The 9,970-nt window shown below is 45.4% G+C and carries 10 protein-coding genes; 4 read left to right on the top strand and 6 right to left on the bottom strand.

What is annotated here, in order from left to right; all coding sequences use genetic code 11:
- The 6 genes from GX135_06420 to GX135_06445 all read right to left on the bottom strand — a co-directional run.
- The coding region (locus GX135_06420) for a pyridoxal phosphate-dependent aminotransferase (GenBank protein NLN85721.1) at positions 1–264 on the bottom strand (264 nt) is incomplete at its 3' end.
- 161 nt (positions 265–425) lie between these two features.
- Complete coding sequence (locus tag GX135_06425; GenBank protein NLN85722.1) at positions 426–1,031, bottom strand: TetR/AcrR family transcriptional regulator; 606 nt, start codon at positions 1,029–1,031, stop codon at positions 426–428.
- 174 nt (positions 1,032–1,205) lie between these two features.
- Complete coding sequence (uvrC, locus tag GX135_06430) at positions 1,206–3,017, bottom strand: excinuclease ABC subunit UvrC (GenBank protein ID NLN85723.1); 1,812 nt, start codon at positions 3,015–3,017, stop codon at positions 1,206–1,208.
- On the bottom strand, positions 2,993–4,555 hold the full coding sequence (murJ, locus tag GX135_06435; protein ID NLN85724.1) for a murein biosynthesis integral membrane protein MurJ: 1,563 nt from the start codon (positions 4,553–4,555) through the stop codon (positions 2,993–2,995). The genes uvrC and murJ overlap by 25 nt, the downstream gene beginning before the upstream one ends.
- Before the next feature lie 7 nt (positions 4,556–4,562).
- Complete coding sequence (locus GX135_06440) at positions 4,563–5,687, bottom strand: DNA polymerase III subunit delta' (protein ID NLN85725.1); 1,125 nt, start codon at positions 5,685–5,687, stop codon at positions 4,563–4,565.
- Between the two features lie 100 nt (positions 5,688–5,787).
- A complete protein-coding gene (locus GX135_06445; GenBank protein NLN85726.1) occupies positions 5,788–6,396 on the bottom strand; it encodes a GNAT family N-acetyltransferase in 609 nt (202 codons plus the stop codon).
- Between the two features lie 502 nt (positions 6,397–6,898).
- Between GX135_06445 and GX135_06450 the strand changes: the two genes are divergently transcribed.
- From GX135_06450 to GX135_06465, 4 genes are all read left to right on the top strand, one after another.
- On the top strand, positions 6,899–7,423 hold the full coding sequence (locus GX135_06450; GenBank protein ID NLN85727.1) for a hypothetical protein: 525 nt from the start codon (positions 6,899–6,901) through the stop codon (positions 7,421–7,423).
- 368 nt (positions 7,424–7,791) lie between these two features.
- A complete protein-coding gene (locus tag GX135_06455; GenBank protein ID NLN85728.1) occupies positions 7,792–8,166 on the top strand; it encodes a GntR family transcriptional regulator in 375 nt (124 codons plus the stop codon).
- A complete protein-coding gene (locus tag GX135_06460; protein NLN85729.1) occupies positions 8,159–9,016 on the top strand; it encodes an ABC transporter ATP-binding protein in 858 nt (285 codons plus the stop codon). The genes GX135_06455 and GX135_06460 overlap by 8 nt, the downstream gene beginning before the upstream one ends.
- Positions 9,003–9,851 carry a hypothetical protein gene (locus tag GX135_06465; GenBank protein NLN85730.1) on the top strand — a complete coding sequence of 283 codons (849 nt, stop codon included), beginning with the start codon at positions 9,003–9,005 and terminating at the stop codon, positions 9,849–9,851. Before GX135_06460 ends, GX135_06465 begins: the two co-directional genes overlap by 14 nt.
- The last annotated feature ends 119 nt before the right edge of the window (positions 9,852–9,970 follow it).

Here is a 9,970-nt window from a genome sequence, read left to right on the forward strand (position 1 = left end):
TTCCTGCAGGGGGATATCGTGGCTGGCATAATATTGCACCAAGCCGTCTCTATATACATCCAAGCCTTGGGAAGGGCCGTAGGCTAATACTTTTTCAGAAAAAGAGTGGTAGGCTTCAATCATTTGCGGCGGTGTGGGAATATCGGGTTGTCCGATGTTGAGATGAAAAACTTTATTACCGCGTTTTTTAGCTGCCACAGCGTGGGGCATCAGTTTACGGATGGGGGAGGCCTGGATTTCAAGCGCACGTTGTGAAAGTTTCATTTTCAGATCCTTATTTTTTGTTTTTTACCATCTTTTGAACCTGAGCGCATTTGACAAGTAAAATCTTGCCATCTGCATTAAGCTTCTTGACAACATGGGCGTTACATCAAAAAAAAGCCCGTCAGAAGACAGGCCTTTTTATTTGTGAAATATGGGTTTTCCTATTTTATCAATCCCGTTCTCAGGATATCGTCCAAACCTTTCAAAAGAGGTTCAATCTGAAAATCCTTGTCGTGGATAAGCCACTGCAGGAAGATGAGTTCCTGAGCACCCACGATGATATGGGCCAGTGCGTCCACATCAACTTTGCGGATCAGCTTTTTCTTGATTGCTTCCTGGAACACCCTGGCGTAATAATCCAGATAAAATTTCATGGGATTGTAGGTGGGATTTCGTTTGTAAAATCCTTCACTTTGGCGGAGTTCAATCAAGAGAAGGCGAGCGATGCTGGGCTTTTCTTGCATCAGTAAAAAATGTTCGGTAAAGAAATAGCGGACCTTTTCCAAAGGGTCATCAATCTTTTGGCTGTTTTTTTCAATCACCTGTATTTCGTCTTCAATGGTTTGCTGAATACAAAGCTGTAAAAGCTCATCCTTGTTTTTGAAATAGTTGTACAGAGTACCGATTCCAACCTTGGCTTGAATGGCAACATCGGACATGGTGCATTTCACATAACCTTTTTGGGCAAAGGTTCTCTGCGCTGCGGCCAGTATTTTATTCCGATAATCTGTGGGCATTACAGATTTTTTGCGCGGTTTTGGATACATTTGCAACATAAATTTCCTCTATTCTTCTTTCTTTGATCAATTGGGTACGAAGAAATATGGAGGCAACATTTTGTCAAGGAATAGTGGGATATGTTTTGGGAAATGTAATCTCAAACGCAAGTGAGGGTTGCGAAAATATGATAAATATAACCAGATTGAATTAGAGATGTAACTTTAACCATTGTGGTAATGTTCATAGATTTGTAAAGCCCTTTTGCGGCCAATGCCCTTCACCATCATCAGTTGATCAACATTGGCATTACGAACTCCCTCCACAGACCCAAATTGATTCAAAAGCAGGAATTTGGTATGTTCTCCAACACCGGGAATGTCTTCCAATTCGCTCAGCAGCGTACGTTTGGAGCGTCGGGAGCGATGGAAAGTGATGGCAAACCGGTGTGCTTCATCGCGGATGGCAATCAAAAGACGCAGCGAAGCTGATGAACGGGGCAGGATAACCGAATCTGCTCGTCCCGGCAAAAAAACCTCTTCCGCACGTTTTGCCAAGGATAAAATTGGGATTTTCGGATGCGAGGAATTTTCTAAAACCTCTCTGCACGCGGAAAGCTGGCCTTTGCCGCCATCAATTATAATCAGGTCTGGAATCATGGCTTCGTTTTTTTTGGTTTCATCCAAGAATCGGGACAGGGTTTCCTGAATAGCGGCATAGTCGTTCTGAGTGCTTATTTCGCGAATGATGAAGCGTCGATAGAAGCTTTTTTTGGGTTTGCCGTTTTCGAAAAAGACAGCCGAAGACACCGTATCAGTGCCTTGGATGGTGGAAATATCCAAGCAGACCATTTTTCGCGGAAGCTTTGGCAAGGCCAGTTTTTCTTTTAGCTCCTGAACGGGAAAAATAGTACGATTCGCGCGACGGATATGAGCCAGTTTGCGTTCCTCAACCAGTTGGAAAGCGTTGCGTTTTGCCATCGCCAGCAAGCGGCTTTTTTCTCCACGCTGAGGAAGGCGCAGTTTGCCATTCAGCCAGTTTTGCAATTCCTCAAAATCCGTTGGCTCCAAGGGAAGAAGAATCTCTTCGGGGAAGATATCCTTGTCCGCGTAATACAGTTTTATGAAAGCCGCCAAAACATCGCTGGGTTTCATGTTAGCCACATTGCTGAGAGGGTAATCCTCCCGGTTTACCACCATGCCGTTCATGATTCTCAACACCGCCGCCACCGCCACATTTTCCTCCTGATAAAAACCAATCACGTCAAGGTTTCGCGCTTCGATGGAATGCACCACCTGGCGCTTCTGAATGCGTTCGATAGCCAGGATTTGGTCCCTGCTTTTAGCTGCCTGTTCAAATTCCATATTTTCGGATTGCTGGTTCATTTCCGCGCGCAGTTCTTCCAAAACTTCCTGGTGACGTCCCTCAAAAAAAGCTTCCAGCCTCTTCACCACTCGCAAATAGTCCTCACGGGAAACAGCGCCAATGCAGGGTGCCAGGCATTTTCCCAATTGATGGTTGATGCAGGATTTTTTATAGCGGATTCCATCGGCTGGGATTTCGCGTTTGCAGGTTCGGATTGGAAAAACCCATTCAAAATTTCGCAGGGTGAGACGAAGCGCTCTCACATCGGTATAGGGTCCGAAATATCTGGAACCGTCATTCACCCTGTCTCGGGTCAAAATCAGGCGTGGAAAGGGTTCCGCGGTTGTTATTTTCACGAATGGATAGCGTTTGTCGTCTTTTAGTAAAATGTTGTATCTGGGTCGATGCCGCTTCACCAGATTGGTTTCCAAAAGGTAGGCGTCTTTTTCGGAGAGAGTGATGATGTAATCAAGATCCTGAGCCTGGCTCATGAGCTGGCGGGTTTTGATATCCTTTTCATGTCCGCTCAGGTAGGATTTGATTCGGTTTTTCAGCGAAACGGCTTTGCCCACGTAAAGCACTTTGCCTTCAGCGTCTTTCCAGAGATAAATTCCCGGTTGTTCAGGCAAAAGATGAAGTTTCTGCTCTATTTTCGGCGGAATTTTTTGCATAGTTGGGAAGCTGCTTCAGACAAATAATCCAATTTCAAGAGAATCCCTGCTCCGTAAAAGAATAATAAACTGGCGACGCCGAACACTGCAAGTTTTGCACCCAACTGCCAAATTCCACGTGCTGGCACTAAAGGCTCCACCTTCAAAAGCACGCAGAGCATCACGGCGCAGATGGCCAAGGTTTTCAAAATATTGGGAAGAATCCCCGCGAAATTCACCTTGGGCATCTTTTTCCTGATCAGGTAAAACTGAAGGACAAAATTCACCATCGCGGTGATGGATGTGGCAAAAGCCAAGCCGCGGTGTTGCATAAACTGCATCAGGATAAAGTTTAAAACAATATTCAGCGCCACCATGGCTGCAGCGATGCGCACGGGCGTGCGGGTATCCTTATTCGCGAAAAAAAGCGGTGTCAGAGCTTGGTTGAAGCTGAAAAAAATGAGCCCCAGGCTGTAAAAAATCAGCGCCTGCGTGGTCCAAAGACTGGCCTGTGCGTCAAAAGCCCCGCGCTCGAAAACCAGCCTGACCGCTTCTCCGCCCAGAGCAATAATCAGGGTTGTGACCGGCAGCATGATATAGGTGAGGTTCACCGCCGCCAGCCTCAGGTTTTTGGAAAGCCCCTCCCAATCTCCATGTGTCATCAGCTTCGAATAAGTGGGTAAAAGCACCATTCCGGTTGAAACCGCAAACATTCCCAGGGGAAATTGGAAAAGCCGATAACCATATTCCAGCGCGGAAATGCTGCCCACTGCCAAAAAAGACGCCATCAGGCTATCCGCCACCAAATTGATTTCTCTGATGCCCACGCCAATCAACGATGGTAAAAACCGGGTCCACATCGTTTTAAGAGCCTCTCCGCCAAAACGCACAAAAAGTTTCAGCGGGTAACCAAGTTGTTTTAAATAGGGAAAATTAATCAGGGTTTGCAAAGCTCCACCAGCAAAAACACCCCAGGCAGCCCATTTAACCAGAGCTACTCCCTCCAGTCCAAAAACGAAGCGGGGAACCACCATGCTGAAAATCATTCCCAGATTCAGAAGCCCGGAGGAGAGCCCGGTTATGAAAAACTTGTCGTGTGAATTCAAGATGGCGATAAGGGTTGAGGAAAGACCAATCCATAAAAGGTAGGGAAACATGATGCGCGTGAGGATGATGGCCAATTGGGACGTCTTAGGAGCCAGCCCGGGATAGAGCAATCGCACTATCCAAGGTGCTGCCACAATCCCGATTACGGTGAGAATCAGCAAAAACAAGGTGAGAATGCCCAGAACCTGAAGCGCGAAATTAATCTGGCGCTGTTTGCTTTCTTTTATCCCGATTTCGTTGTAAATTGGCACGAATGACGCCGACAGCGCGCCTTCGCCAAAAAGACTGCGCAGAAGGTTTGGGATTTTATAGCCAACCACGAAAGCGTCGTTCAAAAAGGTGGTTCCAAAACAGAATGCCATAAGCTGATCGCGCACCAAGCCCAAAACGCGGCTCATGAATATGGCGACAGACATCATGCTGATGTTTTTAATTAGTTTATTTTCAGTCATCTACAGTTTACGAAGTCAGGAGGGTTTTCAAATCCAGGCATAGGTTCATCATCACCAGCCGCGGGTTTACGTTTCCCTGCAGCCTGTGGATATAATCTTCCACGTTTTTTGTGAAAACCAAAGCGCGGTCACCAATCTCAGCCGGATCCAAGCTGGCCAGTCTTTCCCGCAGAGTTGTTAAAAAGCTTTCCTTGTCGATATTCACGATTTGCTCTGGCGCGTCCTCAATCAAAGCCAGATCACCAATGAACATCGTCACATAACGCAGAACCCCGATGGCGCTTTCCGCTGTGAATTGTCTGGGCAGAGCTTGGATATTGCGAAACAGTGCCAAATCCTTACCATCTGCGGCCAGTTGTAAAATTTCAAAGGCTTGGGCGCGCAGCTCGGAACTCTCATTTTGGGCAAAGCGGATGGCACGTTTGAGGTTGCCAGCACTGATATGCGCTGCGGCTCTTGCCTGTTCGCGTGGGATGTGGAAATCGTCACACAAAACATCTTCTATCACACGCGGTGCAAGGCTTTGGAAGCGAAGCGGCTGACAACGCGAAACCACGGTTGGTAAAAGTCTGGAAGGTTGACTGCTGATCAGGATTATCACCGTATCGGCAGGCGGTTCTTCCAAGGTCTTCAAAAAAGCGTTTTGGGAATCGATGTTCATTTGATCCACGTTTTCAATCAAACAGAGCCTGCGTCTGGCTTCATGAACGCTGAGACTCAGGCGTCGGATGAGCCAATTGACGCTTTCGATGCGAATCATCGTGTTCGTACTGAAGCGATATTGCTCCCAGGGGCTTTCACGTTTTAGTTTCACATATTCGTCATATTCCTTTTTCGCTTCGCGATTGCCAATCTCACCTTCAGGGCTCAAACTCAGGTTTGGAGTGGGAAAGACATACAGCAAATCAGGATGATCCAAAGCCAAAAACTTTCGACATGAGGAACATTGACCACAGGGGCGATATTCGCTCTGGGCCAGACAGTTCAAAGCCATGCCAAAACTCAGGGCGGTGGTGAATTTTCCCGTGCCCGGGCTGCCATGAAACAGATATGCCTGTGCCACACGCTCGTTGGCGATGGCTGCCTTCAGGTTTGAAAGCGCTCCGTTTTGTCCTTTTATCTTGTTAAACATTTTTTAAAAATAAATCTCGTCATTGAGTATTTTGCTCACGAAACCCCATTTGGGGCCATCCGTGACAGCCAACAGGCCGAAATCAACATCAAAACTTTTTTTAGGGTTCAAAGCTGATTTTCCCCCTTCCCGCGTCTTCGCTGGTGCTTTGGGCAAAAAGCTTGTTCACATAAGGGCTGTCGAATTCATCGGCAAGCAGATCATAAATCAAAATATCGCGATATTGACCCGCCATAAAGATATATTTACGATGTTTTCCCACGTATTTGAACCCCACCTTTTCATAACAGCGGATGGCACGTTGATTGTAATCCACCACATGCAAAAAGATGTTTTTCAGGTTCAAAACGTTGAAACCATAATCCAGGGTCAGGCTGGTCGCTTCCGCTCCAATGCCCTGATTCCAATAGGTTTTGTCGCCAATAAAACAGCCAAATTCAGCATGGCGATGAATTTCGCTGATGCCGAAAAGGCCACTGTTTCCCACCGCTTTATTCGTATCGTTTTCAACAATGGCGAAGGAAGCAGTCTCTTTCATCAGCTTTTGCAGGGCTTCACGCTCTCGGTCGAGATCGAAAACTGTGGCGGAAAACAACATGAATTGTCCAATCTCCATGTCGTTCACCCATTCCGTATAACGTTCGACGTCGTCCAGTGAAATCGGTGAAAGATAACACTTTTTGCCAATCATCTTCCTGAAATACTTCATCTTTCTCTCCTTAAATGCTTGCAGATAAAACTGTTGGATGTATGCTACAACGGCGGATAGCCTCGGGTTTTCAATCTGGGAAACCACTGTCTCAGCTCATGGGATAATCCTATTTTCCCGCGACAATTTGTCAAGATAAATTACTTAGCAAAACCCAAACCAGTTCACCTTGGACCAAGGATTTTCAAAGAAAACGCCAAGTAACCTTAGCCAAGATCAATTTGGTGGTTCTGTTGCATCTCCTGAAAGTTAACGTGCTATGAATTGTTGATATTAGAGTTCATCGGAGCTTTTTTGTAAAAAAACTGTATAGGCGAATTAGCACGGAAAAAGAGCTTGACTCAAATGCAAAAAAATAAAACGATGCCCTCAGTCGTATAACATACTTAGATTATGATTAATGAGGGATGTTAAAAACCCTCAAACAACCTGAGAATCAATGAGTTGGGATTTACACCAATAATTGGGACTCAACATATACTCCCAACAAAGGAAAAATGATATGAAAAAAAGATTCATTATATTATGTTTTATGGTGCTATTATCAATGTTTTTGTATGCTAGCGATTGGTATGAGGCTTCAATAGTATCACCAACGCCATTTCTTGGCAATAATGGAGAGATTTTCAAATTGTCTGATGGGTCAGTTTGGGAAGTGATATATGAATACCGATATATGTACAAATATTATCCATATGTTACAGTCTCTCCATCTCAAGGCAAATTATTAATTGATGGTAAAAAACTGAATGTCACAATGCTTGTTCCTGGTTCGGGCTCGAAAAAACCGAAATCAAATCCAGAAACTCCAATACTAATAGAATCAAGGATTGACGGCGAATTTAACGGTTTTGAAGGCGACTCAATATTTAAACTCGTAAATGGTCAGATCTGGCAACAAACTGAATACTATTACAGATATCGCTATAGATACATGCCATCAGTTCTAATATATAAATCTGGAGAGTCATATAAAATGCAGGTTGAGGGAATAGACCGTGCAATACGGGTTCATCGACTTAAGTAAATCAAGCTCTGTTTTCCTATTTAAGACTCAAAACCTTGCAACAAAGTATATGTCGTATTTGCATCTATAACGAGTCTCTCGTAAACAACTTCACATATCCCTAAACCTATGTATAGCTTAAGGTTGCTTTTAAAACATAAGGAATACTAAAGGCGGCAAGCAGGAGGGTCTTCAGAAAAATGATGCGGGGCTTTCCATGCAGACTATTTTATCGAACTCATAACACACTGAGATATTGCGAGATACAAGAATACCAATCCCCAAAACAGGAAAAGACGCAAAAAAGAGCTTGACAGAAAACGTGTTGGTGTATTAGGTGACCATGACAGTGCGACAGGATAAGTCAACGAGCAAAACAAAAGGTGATTATGAACATATTTAACAACGATTCTCCGCTGTATCTGCAGCTTCGAAAACACATCGAAGAGCAGATTCTGGAAAAGAGGATTCCCGAGGAAGCCGCCATCCCTTCAATCCGAGAATTGGCGCGCCAGTATCAGCTCAACCCTTTAACGGTGGGCAACGCGCTGGGCAGCTTGGTGGATGAAGGAGTTTTATATAAACGTCGTGGGGTGGGATTTTTTGTGGCCAAAGGCGCGCGTGGACTAATCATCAAAAACAGGTCTGGCGCCTTTGTGGAAGAAGAGCTGAAGCCCGCTTTCCAGCGCGCGCGGCAGCTTGAAATTCCTTTTAAGGAAGTTTTGGAAATGATAGAAACAATATATGGAGAGAAAGATGAGTGAATGCGTTTACCGGGTTGAAAATTTGAGCAAGCATTACGGCAAGTTCAAGGCGCTGGATGGGGTGGACCTCAGCTTGGGCCGAGGCCGCATGATTGGCCTTTTGGGAAAAAATGGAGCGGGAAAATCCACCCTGATGCGCTGCATGCTGGGTTTTTTGAAACATGAAGGCAAAGTGAGCCTGGATGGAAGGCCGGTGAAACACCTGGATCACCGCATTTTTCAGGACGTTGCCTTCATCCCAGACGTCAGCGGTTTGGATGACCGCCTCACGGTGAAACAGAGCATGGATTATGTCCGCGGCGTGAACCCGCGCTGGAACGAAGAGCGGGCGCAAAAACTGTTTTCCACCAGCAATCTACCCCCCAAGCTGAAGGTGGGAAAGCTTTCCAAAGGGATGAAAACCAAGCTCTATCTTTTGATAACGCTCTCTTTGGATGTGAGTTATCTGCTGTTGGATGAACCCACCCTGGGGCTGGATATTGCCTTCAGAAAAGAGTTTTTCAACACCATTTTGGGCGAATTCTTTGATGAAAACAAAACCATCCTGATTTCGACTCATCAAGCCGAAGAGGTGGAAGGCCTTTTGCAGGAAGTTATATTTTTGGACAAAGGCAGGGTGATTTTGCATGAAGAACTGGACAGCCTGAAAAACAGCCGGCGCGTTGTCATGCTTCCCCGCGAGCGGGAACAAGAGCTGCTGGCTTTCAAGCCGCGTTTGGTTTCTCACGCTTTGGGCACAAGCAGCGCTGTTTTGGATGCCGGAATTGAGATTCCCGGTGCCGAATATGGCAGGCCGGACCTGGCGGATATTTTCCTTTCCGAGGTTGGAGGTTCAAATGAAACAGTGTAAAGCATTGCTTAAAAAGGAATGGCAAACCCATTGGAGAACGATTTTGACGCCGCTGTTGTTTCTTGCTGTGATATATGTTACGATTCTGCTATCCCTTTTGATAAATCTCATCAAACACGGTGGCATCACGCGTCAATCTTTTGTGTCATTCTTAAATTTTGGGTTTGAAGCGCCATATTGGATATCAATGTCTGTGACCACCCTCCTGGGTTTTGTTCACATGGTTTCAGGAATTATTTTGGCGGATGGCTTGATCAATGGTGACCACAAGCGGCAATGTCAGATTTTCCATTTTTCCCAGCCGCTGCCATTTGTGAAAATCGCGGGGACTAAATATCTGTTTGCCTGCATTGCTCCAATTCTGATGTTGGCAGCCACTTCGTTCGTCAACGTGCTTGTTGTGAACCTCTGGATTGGGTTCTATAAACACACATATTTTTGGATGGGAATGATGGGATGGTTGCAAACCCTCATTTCAGTTGGACTCAGCATCCTTTTTGTGTCGTCCCTGGCCTGGTTTTTTGCCGGGATTTTCAAGCGGAAATCCTTCCCTTTAGGTATCCTCTGCCTTTTGGGGATTGAAATTATCCTGCAAACCTTGAACTATATGGTTGGCTGGCACATCCCGTCCCTGATGGAAAATCTTATGAAACTGATTAATATGAATGTCAGCACTCCCGCCATCGCGCTGGAATACACAAAACAGAGTATCACGCGGCTGGTTCGAGCAAATTGGCAAGATGTTTTTTCAACTGTTAACGTTCTCAAAATCGGGTTCAGCGCGGTTTTCGGGGTTCTGGGCGCGCTGCTTTACAAGCGACGCGAATTGCGTTGATGATTTTTTTGATTGACAACAAATGAACCATGAAAAAAGAAAAGACCTACTGCCCAAACCAGCCAAACTTGGCTAAATTATTCAAAAATAGATATCAAAACCTGGAGGTTTTAATGAAA

The sequence above is a fragment of the Candidatus Cloacimonadota bacterium genome (assembly GCA_012522635.1).
Classification (GTDB): Bacteria; Cloacimonadota; Cloacimonadia; order Cloacimonadales; family Cloacimonadaceae; genus Syntrophosphaera.

Excerpts from the sequence above, each read along its gene's own strand:
- GX135_06425 (NLN85722.1), bottom strand. The coding sequence starts at position 1,031 with ATGTATCCAAAACCGCGCAAAAAATCTGTAATGCCCACAGATTATCGG.
- uvrC (NLN85723.1), bottom strand. The coding sequence starts at position 3,017 with ATGCAAAAAATTCCGCCGAAAATAGAGCAGAAACTTCATCTTTTGCCT.
- murJ (NLN85724.1), bottom strand. The coding sequence starts at position 4,555 with ATGACTGAAAATAAACTAATTAAAAACATCAGCATGATGTCTGTCGCC.
- GX135_06440 (NLN85725.1), bottom strand. The coding sequence starts at position 5,687 with ATGTTTAACAAGATAAAAGGACAAAACGGAGCGCTTTCAAACCTGAAG.
- GX135_06445 (NLN85726.1), bottom strand. The coding sequence starts at position 6,396 with ATGAAGTATTTCAGGAAGATGATTGGCAAAAAGTGTTATCTTTCACCG.
- GX135_06450 (NLN85727.1), top strand. The coding sequence starts at position 6,899 with ATGAAAAAAAGATTCATTATATTATGTTTTATGGTGCTATTATCAATG.
- GX135_06455 (NLN85728.1), top strand. The coding sequence starts at position 7,792 with ATGAACATATTTAACAACGATTCTCCGCTGTATCTGCAGCTTCGAAAA.
- GX135_06460 (NLN85729.1), top strand. The coding sequence starts at position 8,159 with ATGAGTGAATGCGTTTACCGGGTTGAAAATTTGAGCAAGCATTACGGC.
- GX135_06465 (NLN85730.1), top strand. The coding sequence starts at position 9,003 with ATGAAACAGTGTAAAGCATTGCTTAAAAAGGAATGGCAAACCCATTGG.